Below are 23,591 nucleotides of genomic sequence, written 5' to 3'. Positions count from 1 at the left end.
AGTCAGTGATTTGCTGATTCAAGAATTGGTCATTGGCCATTAGAAATTGGTCCTTTCCTCTTCTAGATGGTTCAATTGCCCGCCGGCTGACGCTAGACTAGTGCAAAAAACCATCTCAGGAGGAAATCGATGAAACAATGGGCACTCTGGCTCGGACCAGTTGTCGCTGTCTTGCTCGGGTACCTGCTTTATTGGCAAGGATTGCCTTCTGCCGCTGCTTGGACGGCCGGCATTACCGCGCTCACTGCCCTATGGTGGGTTCTTGAACCGATTCCTATTCCAGCAACTTCGCTGATTCCATTGGCTATGTTCCCGTTGGTCGGTGTACTTACAGCCGACGAGGTGGGAGCCGCCTACGGTAATCCGATGATCCTACTATTAACCGGCGGCTTCATGTTGTCGTCTGCCATGGAACGCAGCGGAACACATCGCCGGATTGCCTTGGGAATGGTTTCTATCTTGGGGGGAACCAATGGCCGACGGCTGGTGCTGGGATTCATGTTGGCATCTGCATTCCTGAGTATGTGGATTTCCAATGCGGCGACGACGCTGATGCTGTTGCCTATCGTGGTTGCTGTCATTGAAAAAGTATCTGACGAACGACTCTCGCTGGCGTTGCTCTTGGGATACGCCTACGCTGCCAGTGTGGGAGGCATTGGCACGCCCATCGGAACCCCTCCCAATTTGATCTTCATGCAAAATTACGAATCGCTCGTGGGCGAAGAGATAAGTTTTCTGACGTGGATGAGTTGGACTCTGCCCATCGTGCTGATAATGATCCCCTTGATCTGGCTGTGGCTCACCAGACGGATCGAATCAACGACAAGAATCGAACTTCCTCCCGTCGGCGAGTGGCGGAAAGAGGAAATTCGTACTCTCGCCGTGTTTGCCACCACAGCCCTCTTGTGGATCACCCGCTCTGATCCGTTTGGTGGCTGGCGAGAGTTATTGAACTTGCCCGGGGCCAACGATGCCAGTATTGCCTTGCTCGCAGTCGTCGCGTTGTTTTTGATTCCAAACGGCAAGGGGGAGCAGCTGCTCGATTGGGAAACAGCGGTGAAGATTCCCTGGGGTGTCTTGTTGCTCTTCAGCAGTGGCATTGTCATCGCTCAAGCATTTATTCAGTCCGGATTGAGCCAAGAGATTGGCGACCAACTCGCTTCTTTGTCGACGTTGCCTGTTCCCCTGTTAATCGGTTTCTTGTGCTTGACGATAACCTTCATGACCGAAGTGACAAGCAACACTGCCATCGCCAGCCTCATGATGCCAATACTGGCAGCAACGGCAACTGCGACGGACATCGATCCAAAGTTGCTCATGGTCCCCGCCGCGCTGACCGCCAGTTTTGCGTTCATGCTCCCAGTCGCAACAGCGCCGAATGCAGTGGTGTTTAGTTCGGGGCGCGTGACGGTTCGTCAGATGGCAAGGGAAGGTTTTGTATTGAATCTGATGGGAGTGGTTGTAGTGACGATTTATTCTTCGTTGGTGTTTGGGTGAATTTTTTGGATCTTCAAATGCTCTTCATACAGAAGGATGCGTAGCAAGTAATAACGCGGCTGCTGCAGCGGTCCAAACAGAGTAGGACAAGGGGCCTTCTGCTCCGGTACTGAATGTCATCGATAGTGCGAAAGAGAGCAACAATAGGCAGCTGGCCAGCGCGACAAGTCGCAGCCGGTATCCGATGAGCAGTCCAATCGCCAACAGGCCTTCAAGCATCGTTGCTATCCAGGCGGAGACGATTACCAACGACTTCGGAAGAAACCAAAGCAGCATCCCTGTGTATTCGACGAATGCAGGAAAACTGCCCCAGGCAACTTCGCCGGAGCCTGCTTCACCCCACAGGCCGAACCGATCGGCTACTGCTGAGAGAAATGATGCCGCCAGGGCAATTCGTGCGAAAAGAATTGCAGGTTTAGTAAGCCTGTCTAGCTTAGTTTCGATTGTCATGGCTGGAGGATTTCAGTTGGGACATTTTGTATAGTCTCGGTCGGCAGGGCAGGGGGGTGCGAATGGGTTGTGCTCTCGAGTTGGCTGATTCCCCAGGCCAGGGCTAGGCCCAATAACAACGCTGCCGAGAGTTTGCCGCGGTCGTGGTCGTGGAATTGCAGTTCCGGCAGGAGGTCGCTCAGCGCGATACAAAGGAACGTACCTGCAGCGAAAGCCAACGCGTGAGACAAGGTTTCGCCTCCGCCCCCTTCGCTCATCATGCCGAAGCGGAATATGAGGATCCCCAGTGGGATTGCCAATGCAAATAGCCCGTTGACCACGTGTCGCCAGGTGAGCGACCAGCCGCCGTGGGCCATAAGCGTGGCGATCGTCATGGAATCAAACGGCTTGTGCAGGACTATTACTAGAAACGTACCGAATCCCGCTAGTCGCACCGACTCATGTCCGTGGGCTACGCCTGCTGCCAGGGCGATCCCTTCGATCACGCTGTGCAGCGTGAGTCCCAATGCAGCGCCGCTCCAAGAGAGATTGTGACCGTGGCTGTGATCATGGCCACTCTCAGGACCATGATGGCAGGTGACTTCACCATCTTCGACTTCATGGTGGTGAAAACAAAAAAAACGCTCGATGAAAAACATTGCCAATAGACCCGCCAAAAGCCACAGCATGACCTGCATGTTGGCTGCTGCGGGGGGCAATCCAGAGCTTGTCGCCTGCTCTAGCGCATGGGGCAGCATGTGAAGAAGTCCAATCCCCAACATCACTCCGGCCACGAAGCTGACAGCGCATTCCATCCAGCGATGGGTCAGCCGAATCCAGATGGGGATCATCCCACCGGCGATGGACACCAACAGAACCAACAGACAATAATAGGTGAGCAGTACATTGGAATTCATGGGGTGAAGTATGGCACCGGAAACCCTGTGCGACAAGCGCGACGGTGAGCTGTAAGACTTAGCGTCTGGAGATACGTTATGAGAGCATGTATTCAACGAGTTTCCCGCGCCCGAGTCGTTGTCGATTCCGAAACCGTCGGGAAGATCGGCGGGGGGGTACTCGTGCTCTTGGGAGTCGCTGCTGCAGATACCGACGCCGAACTCAACTGGCTGGCCGACAAGATCGTCGGTCTGCGTATTTTTGAGGATGCCGATGGCAAGATGAACTGCTCCCTAGCGGACGTCGAGGGTCAAGTTTTGGTGGTGAGTCAATTCACCCTCTACGGCGATTGCCGCAAGGGCCGTCGGCCCAGTTTCATCTCGGCGGCACCACCAGAAATGGCGGAGGCAATGTACGAGAAATTCGTCGCTCGATTGATTGAGCAGGGGATCTCAACTGCCATGGGCCGGTTCCGCACTCACATGGAAGTGGAACTTGTGAACGATGGACCCGTGACAATTTGGATCGATACGGAGAAGGGTTGAGGGTTGAGAGTGGGGGGTTGAGTGAAATTGCCCTCCACCATCAACTCTTATCTCTCAACTGTTTCACTATTTCGCGCCTCCCATACTGCGCCAGAATCGCCGCGCCGTATCGTAGATCGTGCGGTCAACATCGTCGGGTGGAGTTGTTTCGCCGTTGGGGGCTTGAGGATATTGGTTTTGCTGGGCGTACCCTGGTGGTACAACTCCTGCGGTCGGGAGTGTTCCTGGATACGGTGTCCCGGCCATCTCGCTCTCCGTTCGCACTCGCCACCTATCAAGGTCCACTGCGATGGAGTAGTTTGTGCCATAGCGTTCCATCACCATCGGTTCACCTAGAATCATTGCGTACACAAGGATCAGCTTGGCGTAGGTGGAGAGGTTCCCCCATGTGCTATGGCCCCACAGTTTCATCGCCGTCCCAAAGGATTTCTTGAATCGCCACCTTCCTCCGGCCCATTCAACGGAATAGATTTCATCGAGCATCAGGTGCGACATCACCCCAAGCAACAAGCCGGCGGCCTTGAAATAACGCAACTGGAGATTGTCCGAACCAGAGAATAAGAAAACCAGTCCGGCAAACGTCATTGCAGCCGGAAGACTGTGGAACATTCCACGATGGACCGTATATTTCCTAATCATTTTTCCGACGCCGAAGCGGATGAATACATACGAACTCATCACCGCCAGCACGTATTGTTCGTGGTTCAGTCCTAGCTCGGCCAACCTTGTTGAAAGTAGGACAGGAATGATGGCCGCGGCAAAACACATAGACTCGCGAAATGGGACTCCCGTGTCGCTATCGATATCAGGCAACATCCCGCCAACTCCGCACAGTCCACCAGCGATAATGGAAGACTCCCAGGGCAGCCCATAGTAAGCACCGACCGCGCCATAGCCGACGCCCAGCACCGTGCTGGTAGTGATATGTGTCTTGAATCCAGCCATAGAATATGTAAGTAGTACGAGGAGAGGAAATTCGAGAGCGGGAGAATAGGAGAAGTCTTAACTGATTGCCAGAGATACCCGATTGCTAGCACTGCTAGCAGACGAGATATGTCATCCCGAGTAACTCCTAGGGTCTCCACGGGTGACTCGCCATGGCGGGATCTGGTCAGATTTCTCGGAGTACCTCGAAATGACAGAACGTGAATAGCCGGATACGCTTCATTAATTGCCCTTCGCCGCGTCATCATCCCTCGATATACTTCCGCAGCCCGAAATCCATTGAAAACCCCGTATGCAGAATCAATCTCATGCAGATTTACGACGTCCTGATGTTGGTCGTACTCGTTGCCGCCACAATTTTTGGTATGTGGAAAGGCATGGCCTGGCAGATTGCTTCTTTGGCTTCGTTGGTGTTGAGTTACTTCGTTGCTTTGCGCTTTGCCGATCACTTGGCGCCCAAGTTCGCGGGAATTGCCCCTCCACCACTCAATAAGTTTGTTGCCATGCTGGTGATCTACATGGTGGTTTCCTTTTTGATCTGGAGTTTATTCCGAATCGTTTCGGGAGTTATCGATCGGGTGAAACTCGAAACATTCGACCGCCAAATGGGTGGGATTTTCGGCTTTGCCAAAGGTGTGCTGCTTTGCACGGCGATTACCTTCTTCGCGGTATCTCTGCTGCCTCAGCCACAAAAGGAACAGATTATTGCCTCTCAGACTGGCCGCTATATCGTCGCAATGCTGGACAAAACTGACGCGGTCGTCCCGCCGGAGATTCATGATGTGATTGGCCCTTATTTGCATCGAATCAACGAGCAACTCGACCCCGGCGGCCAACACCATCATGAGCACAGTGGGCAAGCCAATTGGCCTTCGGCGGCATTTCCCGAGTGGCCTAGCTCAACGCCCACAACGGGATCCAACCCAGTCGGCCAACCCGTCTCCACCCCCACGCAGCCCACAGCGAATTGGCCTCCGGATTCCCAGGCAGCGGGGGCTGGTGGCAGGCAATATTAATTCTGCATTTTCGTGTTGGCCATGGACGAAGAGTCTGTTCGCGCGCTCTCTTTGGGGCACACTCTTCAACGGGGAAGCTAGTGAGTCTATATTGACTCCATGCAAATCACCCTTGAGTTTAGAGATGCTCGACAGGCCAGCCTTTTGGCAAGGTATTCCGGGCAAGGTTTGATCTTTTCGTTGATTTCATTTGCTTGGTTTTTTTCAAGCCATGCTCAAGATTCTACTTTGCAATCGTCGCCTGTTCCAAAAACCGATATCACACTCAACCAAAAGGCTGATGGATATCGAGGCATATGGTATATGAACCAACCGTCGGGCGACGAATATGCTTACAAATATAGCGGCGGCATGGCAACCTATTGCGCAAAGCACCAACCATTTGCAGTCTATTGTGAACAAGCGAAGAAAACTTTCTTCTGCTACGGAGGTGCGACGAAGGATGACAATCGCCACCTGATGCACTTGGTCTCGTACTTCGATCATGAGACGAAGTCTGTTCCCCGGCCAACTATTCTACTCGACAAACATACGAATGACGCCCACGACAATCCCGTCCTTTCCGTCGATGGTGCCGGTCACATTTGGGTATTTTCAACTTCCCATGGTACGAGTCGCCCTTCTTACATTCACCGCAGCAAACTGCCCTACGATGTCACAGAATTTGAACTTGTGCAAGCTACTCGCCAGGAATCAAATGAAGAGGTTGAAATTTCGAACTTCTCCTACATGCAGGCTTGGCATGATACGAAGCGTGGGTTTGCCTGCTTCTTCACCAAATACCAATCTCCAGCGGCAAGAACTCTATGTTTCATGAGCAGTTCGGATGGATTCACCTGGAACCCGTTGCAGCGGTTGGCAGCGATTGAGGAAGGACACTATCAGATCAGTGCAATTGGAAGAGAAAAAGTAGGCTCGGCGTTCAATTACCACCCTCACGGGAAGGGGCTTAATTGGCGTACTAACCTGTATTACCTTGAAACCCCCGATTTTGGAAAATCCTGGCAATCGATCGCAGGAGATCGAGTGCAGGTGCCGCTAACCGATTCGGCCAACGTCGCACTTGTTAATGACTACGAGTCCGAAGGATTGAACGTCTATCTGAAAGACATCCGGTATGATGAAAACGACAGACCAATCATCCTGTTTCTGACCAGTGCAGGCTACGAATCGGGACCCCAGAACGACCCGAGAATTTGGAATACGGCACGTTGGACTGGTAGCGATTGGGATATTCAAGAGGCAATGCATTCCGACAATAATTACGACATGGGGTCGTTGTGGCTGAGCAAAGCTGGAATCTGGCAGATCATTGCCCCGACTGAAAGGGGACCTCAACCCTACAACCCGGGGGGCGAGATCGTCCAGTGGATTTCCCGCGATTTAGGCCACCACTGGGAGATGCAGACTTTACTTACTCACCGCAGCGCACGAAACCACGATTACGTTCGCCGTCCCGTAAACGTCCACCCTGATTTTTATGCCCTCTGGGCTGATGGCCATGGCCGAAAACCCTCGTCTTCAACACTTTACTTTTGCAACCAAGAGGGCGCCGTTTTCGCCTTGCCGAGGTCCATGAAGGCAGACAATGCACGGCCTGAGCGTGTGAGTTTAGAGTAGCTGCCAAGTGACTTCTGATACAATTGAAAAGGGTGGCGGTTTAAGCTGACCCATGCCAATTCCCGAGGAAAAACACCTCTAAAACGAACATAACAGTGATTATCGGACGTTCGTGGTAGATGCTCTGATGTCAGGATTCTCTCTACTGCTACCCTACCGGAAGCTGACGCATCCGGCTCGCCTAAGGTGTCGGATGCTGACAAATCCGGCTCGCCCAAGGTTATGCAACCGGCTCGCCAACGGCTGGCGGAGTCTCTAGAAACGGTCCGATGCGGCGAAACTTTTCATAGCGCTCGGCAAGCAGATTGTCGGTTGGCTTTCGCAGAAGTTCGCGGAGGGTTTTCAAAAGATAAACCTTCATCCGGCCCGCCATCTGGTGATGATCGCGGTGGGCTCCACCTAAGGGTTCTTCGATCACATCGTCGACGACTTTCATTTCACTCAGATGCTTGGAAGTGATCCGCAACGCCTGGGCTGCTTGCTCGGCGTAGTTATGACTTTTCCACAAGATTCCGGCACAACCCTCGGGGCTGATAACCGAATAATAAGCGTGTTGCAAAATCGCGACGCGATCTCCTACGCCGATTCCCAGTGCCCCGCCGGAGCCTCCTTCGCCGATCACAACGCAAATAATCGGAGTTTTGAATCGCGACATTTCCATCATGCTCTGGGCGATCACCATCGCCTGACCGCGTTCTTCGGCTCCAATGCCCGGATAGGCACCGGGGGTGTCGATCATTGCAATGATTGGCAGGCCGTATTTCGCGGCCAGATTCATCTTTTCCATCGCCTTGCGGTAGCCCTCAGGATGGGCACAGCCAAAATAGCACTCGTTCCGCTCTTTGAGCGTTTTTCCCTTCTCGTGGCCGACGACGAGGACCTTGTATTCGTCCAATTTGGCAAAACCGGTGCGAAGGGCACGATCGTCTCCAAAGAACCGGTCGCCGTGGAGTTCTACAAACTCATCGAATACCAAGTCGAGGTAGTCGGTGAACTTGGGACGCTCCTTGTGGCGGGCCACCTGGACGGTTTCCCAGGGATCGAGATGGTTGTAGATCGCCTTGGTTGTTTCGGTGAGTTGCTTGCGTAATTCCCGAATCCGCTCGCGCAGCTCGGGCGAGTTTGTTTCGTTGGCTTCGAGCGTATCGATCTGCTCTTGCAGTTCGAAGATGGGTTGCTCAAACGGTAGTCGGAAGTCGTATCCTGGCATGGTTGGATTATACCGCGATCAGACGCCTTCGTCGTGATCTTTCGGCGGCTTTTCTACGGGCTTTTTTGGCTTGATATGGAAGCAGCGACCTGCTTTGAGTTCGCGGTAGAACTCCATCAGGGTATCGGGGCGATCATTGGGGTCCTTTTCGAGCATACGATGCACCAGATTGGCGAACTCTGGTTGCACATTCTTCTGCAGCATGCTTATTGGTTGCGGGCGTGCCTTGAGATGCTTGTTCAAAAGTTCGGTGGAACTGCTGGCCGTGTAGGGTAGCTTCCCGGTCATCAATTCGTACACCATGCAGCCAAAACTATAGATGTCGGCCCGCTCGTCAACTTCCTTGCCGCGGATCTGCTCGGGGGCCATGTAGCTATAAGTTCCTTGCACCGGCGCCTTGTTGCCGAACAGCTTCGAGATTCCTGTCTTGATCTTCCTGGCCAAAGTGAAATCGATCAAACGTACTTCATTTTCATCGCTGACGAGAAAATTATCGGGCTTGATATCGCGATGGGTCCAACCCTGCTTGTGCATGTACTCGACCGAAAGAGCGGCTGCTCCAAGAATCTCTTCCAGTCTCCAATGAAGCTGCTCGACGCCATCATGGATCTGCTGCTTGAGGTTGGGGGTCTTGAACAGTTCCATGATCAGGTAGGTACCGTCTTTTTTCTCTGTACCGAAATCAAGGGTCTTGATCACTGAAGGATGATCCAACGTCTTGCCAACATTGTATTCGTGCTTCAACTCTCCAGAGGATTGGCGCGTATGTTTTGGCCCTGGGGGGAGCCACTTCATGGCAAATGGCTCGTCTTTGCCAATCGGCTTCACCGCCCAAATCTCGAACATCGCCCCGGCTCGGATTAAATAAAACAGCCTGTAAGGGCCAACAAATTCTTTACCGGCAGATGCCATGAATTCTCTATTTGCGGCTTGAGGATTACTGCAGGAACACTTGCTAGAAAGTGCCAGTCTAGTCACAACAGTGAGTCGGCGAAAGAGTGTTTCCCGCTCAGTAATCCACGCGCATTAGGCACAATCCCTGGGGAGGTGCCGTTCTTCCGGCCTGACGCCGATCACAAGCCTTGAGGGATGCTGCAAGCCACGCCTCGTCACGTCGGCCCAGTCCCACTTCCACTAGTGAGCCAACGATGATTCGTACCATGTTGTAGAGAAACCCATTTCCCTCGACATCGATTTCCAGCAGGGATTCATGTTCTCCTTTGACACGCCGCACTTCGATGCATGAGATCGTGCGCACAGTGGATTCCCGTTCAGAGCCTGCCGACTGAAAACTGGCGAAATCATGCGTACCGATCAGTACTTTTGCAGCTTGATGCATCGCATTGGCATCTAATACCTGCGGGACATGCCAGACGGTGTCGCGATCAAACAACGGTCGACATCGGTCATTGTGGATGCGATAGCGATAGCGTTTGCCGACGGCATTGTAAGTGGCGTGAAACCCATCCGGCACAGCGTCAACTCTTTTCACAACCGCATCTGGTGGCAGCAAGGCATTGAGTGCCCGATGGAGTTGCTCGGCGGTCAGATGCGTGGCTGAGCTGACACCTACGACCTGCCCCAGCGCATGGACTCCGGCATCGGTGCGGCTGCTGGCCGTTACCTGGACCGATTCACTCGTGATCTTCTGCCATGCATCCTGCACGGCTCCCTGAACGGTGCGACGGTCTGGTTGTGCCTGCCAGCCGGAAAACTTTGTGCCGTCGTAGGCAATTGTGAGTTTGAACGTCGGCATCGCGCGAACCCGTCTTCCCCGCGCAGGCGGGGATCCAGTATCTAGGCTGGCCAGCCGGTTTCCCGCTTACGTGGGAATGACGAAATTGGCTTCTTACTCACCTCAGACCGCGGCTTGTGAACGAACCAGCAACTCAGCGATCTGCACAGCATTTGTTGCAGCGCCTTTACGCAGATTGTCGCTCACACACCAGAATGCTAAACCATTGTCGCAAGAAAGATCCTCGCGGATGCGGCCGATGAATACTGCGTCGTCACCACTGCAATCGGCAGGCATGGGGTACTCACCGGCAGCGAGATTGTCGATCACTTTGATCCCTGGAGTGGCGGCGAACAATTCGCGGGCCTCAGCTGCCGTAATCTTCTTCTCGGTTTCGACGAGAATACTCTCGCTGTGGCAGTTTTCAACCGGCACGCGTACACATGTCGGGCAGACTTGAATGGAGTCGTCGCCAAAGATCTTCTGGGTCTCGAACACCATCTTCATCTCTTCGCTCGTGTAACCCTCATGTTTGGCCGAGCCAATCTGTGGGATGAGATTGAAAGCGATCGGATGGGCAAACACCTGATACTTATAATCTTCGTTTTCTAGAAATGCACGGCTTCCCGCGACGAGGTCTTCTTGTCCTTGTACTCCTGCCCCACTGGTAGCCTGATAGGTACTCACAATCACTCGGCGAATGATTCCCGCATCGTGCAACGGTTTCATCGCTAAGACCATCTGGGTGGTCGAGCAGTTGGGACTGGCGATGATTCCTTGATGATTGAGCGCTGCATCGGGATTGATCTCGGGAACGACCAAGGGGACTTTGGGATCCATCCGCCAATAGCCGCTTTCATCGACGACAATGCAATTCCGCTCGACCGCCCAGGGACAAAACTCCGCTGCCACAGGGTCAGGTGTACTGCCGATGGCTAAGTCGATTCCCTCAAATGCTTCAGGACGGAGTAGCTCGACCGTGTGATCTTCACCCTTAAAAGTGATTTTAGTGCCGGCAGATCGCTCGGATGCCAAGAACGTGATTTTCTCGTAGGGAAAATTCCGCTCTTCTAACATTTGTCGTATCAAAGTGCCTACGGCACCAGTAGCACCCACGATGGCGATCGAATCAAACACGTTCTGGCTCCAAAAATTTAAGGGAATAACGAGGGTCAAATTGTCTGGTAGACCCGAATCCACCCAGGCTGGTTCAGTCTCCAGGCGATTGGCCCCTCATTATAATCAGTCAACCCAGCCCTCGACAACTTCGCGAAAGAGATAAAAGTTGCATTTACAGGTCTCAAGGTAAGCTAAATTTGAATTGACTAGTCGTCCAACGTCCTGTCACTCAAGGAACCTGCAAAGTGGCAAATGCTATCGCCCCTGCGACACATCGAGTCCTGGATAGGCAACCAAATCGCAGCGAGATCTCGGCAATTTCGAGGCTCTTGGCCGCAGCACTAGCAAATGATCCATTGCAGCGTTGGCTTTTCCCCGACGAGCGACTACGGCTTGCCGCTAGCGAGAGGCTCTTTCGCCGATTGGTTGCTCCGCGGATTGCACCAGGTTTGGTCTCCGTGAGCCGAACCTGTCAGGGCCAGTTGGCGAGCGTGGCAGTCTGGACCCCGCCCTACCCCCCTGCCCCGAACCGCTGGGAGAGATTGGCGGAGTCCCTTGCTATGCGACTCGCCCACGGCAAGCGAATTCATGAAGTTCGGCAAGGATTCACAGACCTAGCGGAGCGCCATCCTCAGCAACCGTATTGGTATCTGCTAGCCTTGGCAACTACCGAGTCGGAGCGTGGACAAGGGCATGCAGCAGGTCTGCTAAAATCTAAAATTGAAGAGTGCGACGCGACTGGCCGGAAGATAGCACTGGAGACTTCATTGCCCGAGAATATATCCTACTACGAACACTTCGGATTTCAGATAGAAAACGAAGTTGATCTGAAAGACGGTCCTACGGTCTGGTTAATGTGCCGCGAGTCACGTTCGACCTAAAAACATTGCAATAAATGCCTATGGTTCATCTCTCGTCGATAGGGGCTCATCATAAGCGAACTGGGAATTCACTTGCAGATCGCTCACTTGTTCTAGTGCATCTAGTTTTCAGAAACCCCCTATACGTTTTCATTGGACTTTCAGAGGAATTTCACCAATCGTGGATGAATAGATCGCCTTGCAATCTATCCTGGAGTACTTTCCTCTTAGTTGTTATTATAGAGTGGTCGAGTCATCGCCCCTCATGAATGCCCTACTCACCACCAACAATAATTGGGAGACGAAACCATGAACCGCATCCTTTCTATATCTGTTTGCGCTGCAATTGTATTGTTTGGCCTGGCGACGGCCGCCATCAGCCAAAACGCGAATTCTCGCCGTCCCAGCGGTACCAATCAGGCGAGTTCGGCCACTACGATCAATACTGCCGCTGAACGTGAAAAGATTTGGAACAGCCCGACGATGCTCAAGGCCCGCGCCTGGGTGCAAGAGTACTGTCAGCGGTCGGCCAAGATCACTCCTGCCGAAGCCAAGCAGTACATGACAGAACTAGAAAACCTATCGCCCGTTCAGATGAAACTGTGGCTGCTTAAGTTTGATCACCAGGAAGAAATGAATCGCAAACGAGAGGAGGACTTTGAAATCGCTCGAAGGGCTCATCTCAAGCAGGCTGAAGCGATCAATAATGCCACACAAAAATCTTACGCCGATATCAATCGCGACGAAAACGAGGCAGCCTCGACCGAAGAGCGTTCTCTACAGATCCAAGCTCAAAATGATGCCGAACGAGGTCTGGCCAAACAAGAGGAAACGTCTCTCGACGCTTCCAACGTCGACAGTTTTTACAACGGATATGGTGGACTGTACGGTGATTATGGCTACGGCTTCAGCTACCGCCCCTTGGATGGTATTGGAGTGGCACCACATATCCACATTCATGTTCATCCACCCGTCGACGCCGACTAACAATCCACCTCGTCCCCACGCTCCGCGTGGGGACGCTTTCTCTATCGCTCTGCGATGTGTCTCTCATTAACCACAGAGTTTCCTTTTCTTTGAGTGGCGGACTCGCCGTCACTCGCCAACTGGTGGGCGGCCTGGTCGTCGGAGACTTCATCCTGGCCTGCTCCCCAAAAAGAGATCCATATGTTATGAGAGTCTTAAGCGCCCATGAGGGCAAGGAGACTCAGGTGGGAGAAAAGGGGACGCAGCCAATACTGTTCGGCACGCGATTTGCGATTAACTTAGTCAATCAAAGACTCCCGACCCCTTTGACCCCTTTTTGAGATCCTTGACGGTCACGATGTGTCGGAATTCCTTGAAGACCTGGTTGACTTACAGCTGTGCCATACATCCGACTTGACCCGACGGATAGACGACACTGGCGGGTCGGTAACGGTATTCACTGGAGTGTTCGCAGTTGGACTCTGTGACTTCGAAATTTCAGCATCCACATTGCGTCGCCTTGGCAACGCTGGCATATCTGTCCGTCTCGACTATTACAGCGTTGAAAACGGAAACAGAAGCGTCACGGCAGAACGCGAGCCGGACTAGGCAGGCGGGTTCGTTCGGTCGGCAGAGTTGAATCCCGGTCCCGTTACCAAGAACCTTGACTGCCACCGGCGTGAAAATTCGAACAGCGTCGGCGTGCCAAACGAATGTCGCTTAGATCTCGTTATGTCTCTTCACTAGCAGCATTTTTTCTTCTTTTCTTGGTTTGGTAAGCCAATCATAGGATCCATATCGGCGTTTAACTTTCCGTGGTTCAAACCGGTCGGGTCGATTGCCGACTCGATGACTTGCGACGCAATCAAGTAACTGTTCGTAGAGCTGCCTGCAGCATGCAGGGTCGTTTTGGCCCATGCTCGCAATGACTGGTTGAAAGGCGTCTAGTGTTTGGATCGTGCCTTTGAAACTTATCGATCGCGGTTCGATGTCGTGTTTGGTAGCCGCTTGTGCCATGATCGTGCGAATGAGATTGTAGGCGAGGATGTGTGTCCAGATTTCCTTGTGAACAAGCTCTGGGGTCTTGCAACGCAAGACGTCCATCTTCATAACCGTTTTTAATGATCTTAGATCAAGTTCTGCATGCCACCGCGCACGATAGAGCAAGGCTAAATCGTTCACCGAAAACTCGTCGGCATCTAACAGAGTCGTTGCGAGGACGATCTTTTTGCAGCGAAAGCCTGCCTGTTCGACTTGAAAACAGCATTCACGAATCGTCAGAGATTCTGGAAGTGCATTGTAACTCTTTCTATCAATCGAAAGGACGACAAAAAGGACATGCACATTTCGATCATTGCAAAACGCCGAGAGAGCTTAGAACCTGTGGTCTCTAAAGCGCTTACGATGATACAGGGTCTTATCAGAGCCCCAATTATATCTGCTCTTTTTTCCCTTTCCCGCTACTTTTGCGGAGCAAAAGGCGACTCTGCGGGAACGCGGTGCGAATGGCAGGCGGAGCCTCGCAGATAGTGTATTCCAAACCGGAGAATGGGAACCAGGGGAATAGGTTTTCAACGACTCGAGAGCGACTTGCTAGTTGCATCTACTCTGGCACAAGTCACCAGTGACCTCGCCGGAACTGCCGCGATTCGCGGCCCGCATGGATTCCCTCGCCCGCAGCCCCCAGTATCCCGATCTCCTCCGGTCACTCACGTTTACGGCTAACCAACTCAAAGTGAAAAGCAAGACTACGGTAACCACGGATAACAAGGATTTCTCGGATAGAGCAAGTCCCACGAAAACGGGACGAAACTCATTCGATGGTTCAAAATCACACCCACCATCTGCTCAAACCTACTCGATGAATATATGTACGGTTTCGTCTCCATTTATCCGTGAAATTCGTGCAATCCGTGGTTCTCCTTTTCAGTTTGAGTAACCAATCGTTGCTGCGCGGCTGTTTTCCGCTTGGCACAAAAATCGTTGTGGAATTTCTCCCCGGCATCTTGATAATGGTACGTGCGATAAGTAATCGGAACGCACTATCGCCCGTATGGACTTACGGGTTTGCTCGTGACAGGTCCGCGCGCTAAACGAGTTTGGCGATTTGGACGAGCAGGAAGAGGCTAGATTCGTAGGGTTTAGTTTTCAAAACCCTACCGCCCCCGAGGCAGCGTGATTCGCGTAAGTCTTGATCGGCCAACGAGTTGAAGCCCACCGGACCGAGAGATTGAGAGGGGGTTTTGTTTTGTAGAGAAGGTTTGCGACAAAATGTGCGGCGACAAAACCCCTCCTTCGGTGCGCAGGATCGAAAAAGAATCGTGAACTTTACACCGCTCGTGCGGCCTAACACGTCTGGCTCTCGACTCTCCCATGGCCCAAGAATCGTTGTAGAGATTCTTTTCCCAATCGCGACAATGAAACCTTCCACCAAGAAAGAACAAATTCCGATGACCAACGACCAACGACCAATGACCAAGACAGTCAAGATTCCTGCCGAAATTGGTCATTGAAAATTGTACATTGGTCATTTTCCTATCAATGCCGACGTACTTTGCAGTTCTCCTGCCACACGCCCTTCTACTCCTTGCTGGGAGAACGCGTGGTCAATAGTATGCTATCTGGTCCAAGTACAAATTGCCGCTCAACAAGAATGAGGTTTCTCGATGACAGAGTGTTTCAAGAAGGTGTTTCTAGGAGTCTGTTGGCTTGGTCTGATCACTTGTGAGCTGCGGGCTGAATTAGATGAGTCACCGCTACCAGTCGAAGTGGCTCCTGCGTTTCCAGAACTGCAGTGGCCGGACTGGATCACTGGAATCGACACGGGAAAGCCTATCAAGCCACGGCCTTTAATAATCACGGGTTCCGGTGATGGATCGAATCGACTCTTTGTGGCGACCCAATACGGCACAATCCACTCCTTTGAAAACGACCCCAACACTTCAGAGATGCAATTGTTTCTCGACATTCGTGATCGCGTTGTGCCTTTCAAGGAGTGGGAGGGCGAGGAAGGATTTTTGGGACTCGCATTTCATCCACGGTTTAAGGAGAACGGAGAATTCTTCGTTTACTACACCCCTACTCCTTCAAAAGACAATCCACATAGTTCTCGTATCTCTAGGTTTCGCACCAAGAAGGATAACCCTGAAGAGGCGGATCCCGACAGTGAAGAAATCCTGCTAGAAATTAAAGAGCCGTATTGGAATCATAATGGTGGTACTGTGGCATTCGGTCCCGATGGTTTTCTTTACATCGTGGTTGGAGATGGGGGAGCATGGAATGATCCCCACATGAATGGGCAAAATACACATACTCTTTTAGGTGCTCTCTTGCGAATCGACGTAGACCACAAGGACGAAGGTTTGGCCTACGCGATTCCCAAGGACAATCCTTTCTATGGGCAACCGGCTCCCCCCAAAGATGGCCCCTTTGCTGGTGCGAACTGTTTTCCACGGGGGGAAATCTGGGCCTACGGACTACGCAATCCTTGGCGAGTAACCTTTGACCGCAAGACCGGGGCCTGTTGGGCAGCTGATGTTGGGCAGGATACATGGGAAGAAATCGACATCATTCAACGCGGTGGCAACTACGGCTGGAACCTTCGAGAGGGCCAACATCCCTTTGGTCCTGCTGGATTCCCAGAGTGCGAAACTCTGATTGAGCCCATATGGGAATACCATCACGATGTGGGAAAGTCGATTACAGGAGGGCATGTCTATCGAGGCAGGAAGGTTCCTGAATTGGAGGGAGCCTATCTGTATGCTGATTACGTGAGCGGAAAAGTTTGGGCCTTGTGGTACGACTTCCAGAATGAGGTGGTTACGGCTAATCGCCTGATCCAAGAGAAGGGCTTCCCCGTCATGACTTTCGGAGAAGACGACCAGGGAGAAGTTTACTTCACCACCGAACAGGACATTTACAAGTTTGCGCCTGCCGAGAAATAAGCGAGTGATTTCTTAAAGGTATTTCTCAAGATGAAATGAGGAGCCCGCGAATCACGCGAATAATCGCAGATAGGAAGAAGCTAGTGCTTTGACAATATCGAAATTTAGGGTGGGTGACGACAGAAGTATTGTCCCAGTAGGTGGTTCTGTCGTCACCCACCCTAATTCTTGGCAATGACAAAGCACTAGGAATGAAGAATCTATTTTTTCCGGTGTGAATTAGCCTCGCGACAAATCCGATTATATCCGCGTGATTCGCGGGTATTCTTGCTATGATTTTCACTTTGATTTACACCAGAATGTCGTGCAACACTTTGGCTTCTTCCACACCCGTGAGCCGCATGTCGAGTCCTTGGAACTTGACCGTAAAATGTTTGTGGTCAATTCCCAATAGATGGAGCATTGTAGCGTGCAGATCGCGAACATGGACGGGATTCTCCACAGCGTTGTAGCCTAGCTCGTCGGTAGCACCATAAGAGATCCCGGGTCGAATATTACCACCGGCCACCCACATGGAAAAACCTTTGATGTGGTGATCGCGTCCCGGGCCCCCTTTGCCCTGGAACATCGGTGTGCGACCGAATTCGCCTCCCCACACGATCAACGTATCCTCAAGCATGCCTCGTGCCTTGAGATCCATCACTAGGGCCGCTGTCGGCTTATCGGTCAATCCGCTACAGGTATTCATGTGCTGGACCAAGTCGCCGTGATGATCCCAACCTCGGTGGTAAAGATGAATAAAGCGAACGCCACGTTCGGCTAGGCGGCGCGCCAAGAGGCAATTCGACGCATACGAACCATCGCCAGGTACGGCACCATACATATCGAGGATGTGTTGTGGTTCATCGGACATATCGACCAGATCTGGCACTGAGGTTTGCATGCGGAACGCTGTTTCGTATGCTGCGAGACGGGCTGTCAGATCAGGATCATGAAGGTGGTCTTGTCGATGGCCATCGAGTGCCAACACACTATCGACGACGCGTCGTTGCAAATCGCCGGATACCCCTGGTGGATTGTTGATGTAATGGACCGGATCACCGGTGGAATTGAAAGGGACACCTTGATATTGGCTGGGCAAAAAACCCGCCGACCATTGTCTTGAGGCAATCGGCTGCGGGTTGCGACCTCCCTGAGAGACGAGCACGACAAAACCAGGAAGCGACTTATTTTCACATCCCAGACCATAGTTAACCCACGATCCCATCGAAGGTCGGCCACTGATCACAGTACCAGTGTTCATGAAAGTGTGTGCTGGATCATGATTGATCTGCTCGGTAACCATCGATTTGATAATGCAAATGTCGTCCGCGATTTCCCGGTGGTAGGGGAAAAAGTCGCTCATGGTTTGGCCGCTCTTGCCGTAGCGACCAAACTTGGTCATCGGTCCCTGGGCAATCAGTTCCTGCCCTTGTAGTTGGGCGATCTGTTGTCCTTTCGTATAGGACTCCGGCATCGGCTGGCCACTGATCTCTTCCAGAGCAGGTTTGTAGTCAAACGTCTCTAGATGCGAAGGTCCTCCTGCCATGCAGAGAAAGATGACTCGTTTCACCTTCTGAGGCAGATTGGGCAACGTCGGAAGTCCTATGCTCTGGTTCGAAGCAGCTTGTGATTCACCGCCCAACAACGTCGACAACGCGGCGGTCCCTAATCCCAACCCTGTCTGAGCAAGGAATGTTCGCCGGCAGAGTTGGCGCTGGAAAGAAGTTGTCGAGGATTCGTTCATAGTAGTGATTCTAGTTGCGGGTAGTGGTTTCACTCATGTTGAGTACCGCTCGGGAGACGGTGGTCCAAGCTGCAAGCTCTGCCTCGGGTAATTCCTTTCCTGTTAGCGATGATCCAACTTCCAGTAGTTTTTTCCTGTCGGCTGAGTTTGTGGCGAAATAGGATCGACTATCGCTGAGCAAGTCCACAAGAATTTGTCGTTGGCGGACATCTGGTTGCTGAGATACTGCCAGGCGGAATGCGCGTTGAATCCTTTCATTGTCCGTGTGAGCCACTTCATCAGTCAAGATTCTCGCAGCAAGTGCTCGGGCAGCCTCCACACTATTGGGATCGTTCAGTAGCACCAGCGCAGCAAGGGCCGTATTGGATCGAGGTCTGTTGGCCGTACATTCTTCACGAGTTGGTGCATCGAGCGCTTTGAGCATCGGATGCAAAAACGTGCGTTGCCAGTGCATATAGACTCCTCGTCGCCACTGTTCGGCACCGGTATCTGGTTCGTATTCACGTTCGGGGAAATTCAGATTCTTGTAGTAGTGGGCAGGCTGGGCAGGTTTCACACTGCGACCTCCGAGCTTGTCCACTAAGAGTCCACTCACTGCCAAAGTCGTATCACGTACCATTTCAGCAGGCAATCGAAAGCGGTTCTGCCGTGCGAGCAATCGGTTCAATGGATCGCGAGTCCGCAATTTCTCGTCGGCCATAGAAGACTGCCGATAAGCGCTGCTCAATGCGATCAGTTTCATTAAGTGTTTGGTATCCCAGCCACTCTCGATGTACTCCACAGCCAGGTTGTCGAGCAGCTCGGGGTGAGAAGGAGGCTCGCCCTGGCCCCCAAAGTCGTCGAGCACTCGGGCTAATCCTTCTCCAAACATGAGTGCCCAGTAGCGATTGACCATCACCCGCGCGGTCAACCCCCCTACCCCGTTCTCTGGGTCTGTGAGCCAATTGGATAGATCCAACCGATTCGCTCGCCGATTCACACGACTGATATCGCCGAGGAATTTCGGAACGGCAGCGGTGACAGTTTCACCGCTCTCATCCTGCCAATCACCACGGGCGAGAACACGAACGACGCGAGGTTCCGTAGATTCCGTAATCATAGTTGGCGATGTGATGTTTGCCAAATTATCCCTTTGCTCACGCAACTTGGCAATTTGCTTTGACTCTTTTTCCGAATCGAGCTTGGTAAGCAGTTTTTCCAATTCAGCAATTTCTTCTCGTTGATAGACGCTAAGCACTTCCTTCTCTGGTTTGCGTACAGTGGGATCGGTATTGCCAACCTCGCCACTCTCATTCCGGAGGTGCCACTCATCATCGATATCCGCGAAGAAAGCCCCCATAGCGTAGAAATCTTGCGCTGTGTAGGGATCGTATTTATGATCGTGGCATTGGCAGCAGCCCATCGTGGCTCCCATCCACACTTGGGACACGTTGCGTACCCGGTCGGCAAGGTAAATGGCACGATACTCCTTGAGTTGGAGCCCTCCTTCATGGGAAGTCTGCAATAAACGGTTGTAGCCCGAAGCGATTAGTTGGTCTACGTCGTTGTTCGGTAACAAGTCCCCTGCGAGTTGTTCGCGGGTGAATTGATCGAAGGGCATGTTTTCATTGAAAGCATGGATCACATAATCGCGATACGGCCAAATGTTGTGCCCTTGATCACCGTGATAGCCCACCGAGTCGGCAAACCGGACGAGATCGAGCCACTTGATTGCCATGCGTTCGCCAAAATGGGGCGAAGCCAAGAACTCATCGACAAGTCGCTCGTAGGCCTCATCGCTGGGATCGGCCATAAACGTATCAACAACTTCTGGCGTGGGAGGAAGTCCGGTCAGGTCAAACGACAGACGACGTATCAAAGTCACGGCGTCGGCTTCGGGGCTTGGGCTCAGATTTTCTTCCTCCAACCTGGCTAGTACAAACTGGTCAATCCAATTCTGTTTCCAATTAGTTGCTTTAGTGGCTGGTGGCTCCCACCACTTCGGGGGAACGTAGGACCAGGCCGGTGACCAGACTGCACCTTCAGTGATCCATCGTTTTAGGAGAACAACTTGATCGTCCGTGATATGCTTTTTCATCTCGGGAGGGGGCATCTGCTCGTCTTTGTCGTCGCTCTCGATGCGGCGTACTAATTCACTTAGTGAGACATCTCCTGCAACGACCGCTGCATATCCACCACGATCTTCAAGGGCTGATTCCTCCTGATCCAGACGGAGATCTGCCTCACGGGTCTCTGCATCAGGGCCGTGACATGCGAAGCAATTTTCAGAGAGAATCGGGCGAATATCTCTGTTGAAATCGACAGCAGAATGCTCGCCGCGACAATTCGTGTAGCCAAAGTGGTAAGCGACTATGGCTACAGTGAGTCCGAGCCTTGCTAGCAAACTGCTATTGAGCACTTAAGGTCTCCAATTCAGGCGATTCGAAGGCAGAAATGCCGATCCGCTGCAAACTTGTACACCGTCAGAGGCAAACGGGAGTTGCGATCACGCTATTCTACACGACCGGTGGGCCAAGAGCTAGCAGCGAGAGCGTTAAGATATAGCGGTTAAACGCGTGGTTCTCAATGTGCCGAACGGATCGGTTCGATCAGTTGAAGGGCCAGTTGTGCTCGCCATTTCTGGCTAGCTGAATTGGAATTCTCCAGTATCTAGGAGGAGCTGGCCTGTTATCCGAGACAAGCATCACTGCAGAACAAGGACGTTCGCAGCATGAAGGGGAAACAGCTTGGTTTGAACGTATGGCCATGGCTCGGGGGAGCCATGGTGGTGGTAATCGGTACGCTGGTGGGCTATTGGCATGCGGAGCCGCAACCCCCCCCTGAATCGAATCGCTACACGGATATCAAACTTGTCGATCATACCGAAGACCGGATGGAGAAGATCGAGCAGGCCTTGGCCCAGGCGGGTTGCCCGGGGTGGATGGCTTTGGCCAGCGAGGGCCCCAGCGCTTTGGGACCTGAAGTCATTCCACCTGAGATTCGCACCATTTCTGCGAGGGTGCCCCGGGTAAAGTATCCCCAGCCACTGCGTGTAGCAAGCCGGGTCCTGAAAGACAGTTCTTCAGACAAGGCCGTAGTGTCACCGGACTCTTCAGGTGATCCGGATGATTTGCTCGATGGCACAGCTGACCTCTTGTGGAAAGACGCTGCCCCTGCCGAAGAGACCCCTTCTGAATTACCTGCAGTTGAGGTTCCGGATGAATCAGCACCCGTGAGCGAGCCAAGCTATCCAGCCAACGAGCCAGAAGATCCATCAGCACAAACCGAGGAACTTGATTCAGAGTCTGTTCCGGTTCCACTGCCCGCACCTGCAGAGGAGATCGGCCACCCTACAGAGAGCCCTTTCGCCCCACCCCCAATTCCGACGGGAGCTGCTCCTCACTCCCTACCCACCCAGACGACTGCGGATTCTAACCCGAACAGAAAATCGTATTGCGACTACGTTGCCGACTCCCTGTATCCTTCTGCCTTTGCTTGTGCAACATGTCACGAAAAGTTATTCGAGGAATGGAGCGTTTCCAGCCATGCCTATGCGGCTGTTTCGCCGATGTTCCAAAAATTTGAGCAGAAGATTAACGACATCTCACAGGCAACTGTTGGTTACTTTTGCTACCGCTGCCATTCCCCGGCGGGTGTCAGTTTGGGAATTTCACGGGCAGCACCATTGTGGGATATGCCTCAGGTTGCCCGCGAAGGGGTTACCTGTGTTGCCTGCCATCGTGTGAATCAGCGTTACGGCAAAGTTAACGGTGAGCGTCGCATTGAACCTGGCGATATTTTCGCCCCCGTTTATGGTTCAATCGGTGGCAGCGGTGTCGCGGAAGTCATTGCTCACAAAAATGAGTTCAAAGTCAAAACTTCGCCCTCTGAGCAAGGTCCGGGGCAGGACATCCACATCGCGGGATGCTATTTTGATCAACTCTCGAAGCCCGAGTTCTGTGTTTCCTGTCATCAGGTGGCCGTACAGCCGGGGATCAAGTTAGAAGTGGTGTGGGAGCAATATCGTGCCTCCCCTGCCTGCAAGAAGGGAATATCTTGTCAGGACTGCCACATGGGGCGTCTGCCAGGCGTAGCGAGTGGTTATGAAACAGGCCCGGCGGCGGTCGTCAACGGCAAGACGGTTAATGACCACCGCAAACATGCCAACCATGTGTTCTATGGCCCGGGTTACTCGATCGCTCACCCCGGTGTGTTCCCTTTCAACAAGGACGCGCTGCGATGGTCAATGCTCGAATGGCTCCAGTTCGACTACCGCGCAGGGTGGGGAACTGAGGCGTTTGAGGAGGCGGTTGAACAGGGCAACCTCTATGTGAATTTCCCGCCAGTATGGGCAAATGTGGATGATCGCTACGATGCCCGCGATGTAATCGACGACAACCAAAAGAAACTCGGCAAGAAGGACATCAGTCGACACCAGATCATGGAGAATGGCTCCCACGTGGATGGACCATTCTTCGACAAGCCGCTCGTACGCGGACAGGACTTGCGATTCCACTATATTGTGACCAACAGAAACGATGGTCACAACATGCCCAGCGGTTCGTTGGGTGCTCAACCGCAGCTATGGGCCAACGTGGTACTGATTGGGCCGCGTGGGCAACGAGTATGGGAATCGGGTTACACGGATCGATGGGGGGACGTAGCGGACATTCACTCCGAAGATGTCCGCAACAAACGGATTCCCTACGATTGGCAATTATTCAATCTACAGACGATGTTCCTCATCACGGGAGCCACAGGTACTGATCGTGAATTCTTCTTGCCCGTGAATGTCGACATCGACCAGTTGCCCTACTTGCGTCCGGGGGCGCAGCCGATTTCCGTGATGAATCATCCTCCCTTTATTCGTATGGAAGGTCGGTCGCTCGCACCGCTCGGTTCGCGTCGGGCTCCCTACAAAATCCCAGCCGAGTTAATCAAGGAGCCTGGTTACTATCGGCTCTCTTTCCGGTTGCGGATGCGGACGCAGCCCATCTACTTCATGCGGTTTTGCGGTGCGACGATGGAGATGCAGCGGGCGATGAACGAAGGGATCACCGATTTCCATCACAGTTCCTATGAGTTTGAGATTCAATAGCCAGC

At 52.7% G+C, this 23,591-nt stretch carries 18 protein-coding genes; 8 read left to right on the top strand and 10 right to left on the bottom strand.

Features of this window, described 5'->3' with window-relative positions:
- Positions 1-129 precede the first annotated feature (129 nt).
- Positions 130-1,497 carry an SLC13 family permease gene (locus tag Pr1d_RS01855; RefSeq protein ID WP_148071928.1) on the top strand — a complete coding sequence of 456 codons (1,368 nt, stop codon included), beginning with the start codon at positions 130-132 and terminating at the stop codon, positions 1,495-1,497.
- Positions 1,498-1,521: 24 nt separating this feature from the next.
- Here Pr1d_RS01855 and Pr1d_RS01850 read toward each other — a convergent pair whose 3' ends face one another.
- On the bottom strand, positions 1,522-1,947 hold the full coding sequence (locus Pr1d_RS01850; RefSeq protein WP_148071927.1) for a DoxX family protein: 426 nt from the start codon (positions 1,945-1,947) through the stop codon (positions 1,522-1,524).
- On the bottom strand, positions 1,944-2,843 hold the full coding sequence (locus Pr1d_RS01845) for a ZIP family metal transporter (RefSeq protein WP_148071926.1): 900 nt from the start codon (positions 2,841-2,843) through the stop codon (positions 1,944-1,946). The genes Pr1d_RS01850 and Pr1d_RS01845 overlap by 4 nt, the downstream gene beginning before the upstream one ends.
- A gap of 78 nt (positions 2,844-2,921) precedes the next feature.
- Between Pr1d_RS01845 and dtd the strand changes: the two genes are divergently transcribed.
- Positions 2,922-3,368: a D-aminoacyl-tRNA deacylase gene (dtd, locus tag Pr1d_RS01840; RefSeq protein WP_148071925.1), complete on the top strand. Its 447-nt coding sequence runs from the start codon at positions 2,922-2,924 to the stop codon at positions 3,366-3,368.
- A gap of 66 nt (positions 3,369-3,434) precedes the next feature.
- On the opposite strand, the gene Pr1d_RS01835 is transcribed toward dtd, so the two are convergent.
- Positions 3,435-4,313: a metal-dependent hydrolase gene (locus Pr1d_RS01835; protein ID WP_148071924.1), complete on the bottom strand. Its 879-nt coding sequence runs from the start codon at positions 4,311-4,313 to the stop codon at positions 3,435-3,437.
- Between the two features lie 308 nt (positions 4,314-4,621).
- On the opposite strand from Pr1d_RS01835, the gene Pr1d_RS01830 reads away from it, so the two are divergent.
- Both Pr1d_RS01830 and Pr1d_RS01825 read left to right on the top strand, forming a co-directional pair.
- The gene (locus tag Pr1d_RS01830) at positions 4,622-5,329 is read left to right on the top strand and encodes a CvpA family protein (protein WP_148071923.1); all 708 of its coding nucleotides are present in this window, start codon (positions 4,622-4,624) and stop codon (positions 5,327-5,329) included.
- 303 nt (positions 5,330-5,632) lie between these two features.
- A complete protein-coding gene (locus Pr1d_RS01825; RefSeq protein WP_238476614.1) occupies positions 5,633-6,949 on the top strand; it encodes a BNR-4 repeat-containing protein in 1,317 nt (438 codons plus the stop codon).
- Between the two features lie 220 nt (positions 6,950-7,169).
- Here Pr1d_RS01825 and Pr1d_RS01820 read toward each other — a convergent pair whose 3' ends face one another.
- The 4 genes from Pr1d_RS01820 to Pr1d_RS01805 form a co-directional block, all read right to left on the bottom strand.
- Positions 7,170-8,159: an acetyl-CoA carboxylase carboxyltransferase subunit alpha gene (locus Pr1d_RS01820; protein WP_148071921.1), complete on the bottom strand. Its 990-nt coding sequence runs from the start codon at positions 8,157-8,159 to the stop codon at positions 7,170-7,172.
- Between the two features lie 18 nt (positions 8,160-8,177).
- The gene (locus Pr1d_RS01815) at positions 8,178-9,071 is read right to left on the bottom strand and encodes a serine/threonine protein kinase (protein ID WP_148071920.1); all 894 of its coding nucleotides are present in this window, start codon (positions 9,069-9,071) and stop codon (positions 8,178-8,180) included.
- Positions 9,072-9,168: 97 nt separating this feature from the next.
- The gene (gene truA, locus Pr1d_RS01810) at positions 9,169-9,915 is read right to left on the bottom strand and encodes a tRNA pseudouridine(38-40) synthase TruA (protein ID WP_148071919.1); all 747 of its coding nucleotides are present in this window, start codon (positions 9,913-9,915) and stop codon (positions 9,169-9,171) included.
- A gap of 102 nt (positions 9,916-10,017) precedes the next feature.
- Positions 10,018-11,031, bottom strand: coding sequence for an aspartate-semialdehyde dehydrogenase (locus tag Pr1d_RS01805; protein ID WP_148071918.1), 1,014 nt, complete (start codon positions 11,029-11,031; stop codon positions 10,018-10,020).
- A gap of 227 nt (positions 11,032-11,258) precedes the next feature.
- Between Pr1d_RS01805 and Pr1d_RS01800 the strand changes: the two genes are divergently transcribed.
- Together Pr1d_RS01800 and Pr1d_RS01795 are read left to right on the top strand one after the other, a co-directional pair.
- Positions 11,259-11,894: a GNAT family N-acetyltransferase gene (locus Pr1d_RS01800; protein ID WP_148071917.1), complete on the top strand. Its 636-nt coding sequence runs from the start codon at positions 11,259-11,261 to the stop codon at positions 11,892-11,894.
- A gap of 288 nt (positions 11,895-12,182) precedes the next feature.
- Entirely contained in the window at positions 12,183-12,860 is a 678-nt protein-coding gene (locus Pr1d_RS01795; protein ID WP_148071916.1) for a hypothetical protein, read from the top strand.
- A gap of 699 nt (positions 12,861-13,559) precedes the next feature.
- Here the strand turns inward: Pr1d_RS01795 and Pr1d_RS01790 are convergent.
- Positions 13,560-14,183 carry a transposase gene (locus Pr1d_RS01790; RefSeq protein ID WP_148071915.1) on the bottom strand — a complete coding sequence of 208 codons (624 nt, stop codon included), beginning with the start codon at positions 14,181-14,183 and terminating at the stop codon, positions 13,560-13,562.
- 1,322 nt (positions 14,184-15,505) lie between these two features.
- On the opposite strand from Pr1d_RS01790, the gene Pr1d_RS01785 reads away from it, so the two are divergent.
- On the top strand, positions 15,506-16,783 hold the full coding sequence (locus Pr1d_RS01785) for a PQQ-dependent sugar dehydrogenase (protein WP_148071914.1): 1,278 nt from the start codon (positions 15,506-15,508) through the stop codon (positions 16,781-16,783).
- A gap of 289 nt (positions 16,784-17,072) precedes the next feature.
- Here Pr1d_RS01785 and Pr1d_RS01780 read toward each other — a convergent pair whose 3' ends face one another.
- A complete protein-coding gene (locus Pr1d_RS01780; protein WP_148071913.1) occupies positions 17,073-18,509 on the bottom strand; it encodes a DUF1501 domain-containing protein in 1,437 nt (478 codons plus the stop codon).
- Between the two features lie 10 nt (positions 18,510-18,519).
- Complete coding sequence (locus Pr1d_RS01775; protein ID WP_210417855.1) at positions 18,520-20,907, bottom strand: PSD1 and planctomycete cytochrome C domain-containing protein; 2,388 nt, start codon at positions 20,905-20,907, stop codon at positions 18,520-18,522.
- Positions 20,908-21,219: 312 nt separating this feature from the next.
- On the opposite strand from Pr1d_RS01775, the gene Pr1d_RS01770 reads away from it, so the two are divergent.
- Positions 21,220-23,586 carry a multiheme c-type cytochrome gene (locus Pr1d_RS01770; RefSeq protein ID WP_148071912.1) on the top strand — a complete coding sequence of 789 codons (2,367 nt, stop codon included), beginning with the start codon at positions 21,220-21,222 and terminating at the stop codon, positions 23,584-23,586.
- Positions 23,587-23,591: the final 5 nt, after the last annotated feature.

Origin of the sequence: Bythopirellula goksoeyrii, from assembly GCF_008065115.1 — a bacterium.
Taxonomy (GTDB): Bacteria; Planctomycetota; Planctomycetia; order Pirellulales; family Lacipirellulaceae; genus Bythopirellula; species Bythopirellula goksoeyrii.
The sequence above is the reverse complement of the archived record's forward strand: the minus strand, read 5'-3'. Positions and strand labels throughout refer to the sequence as shown.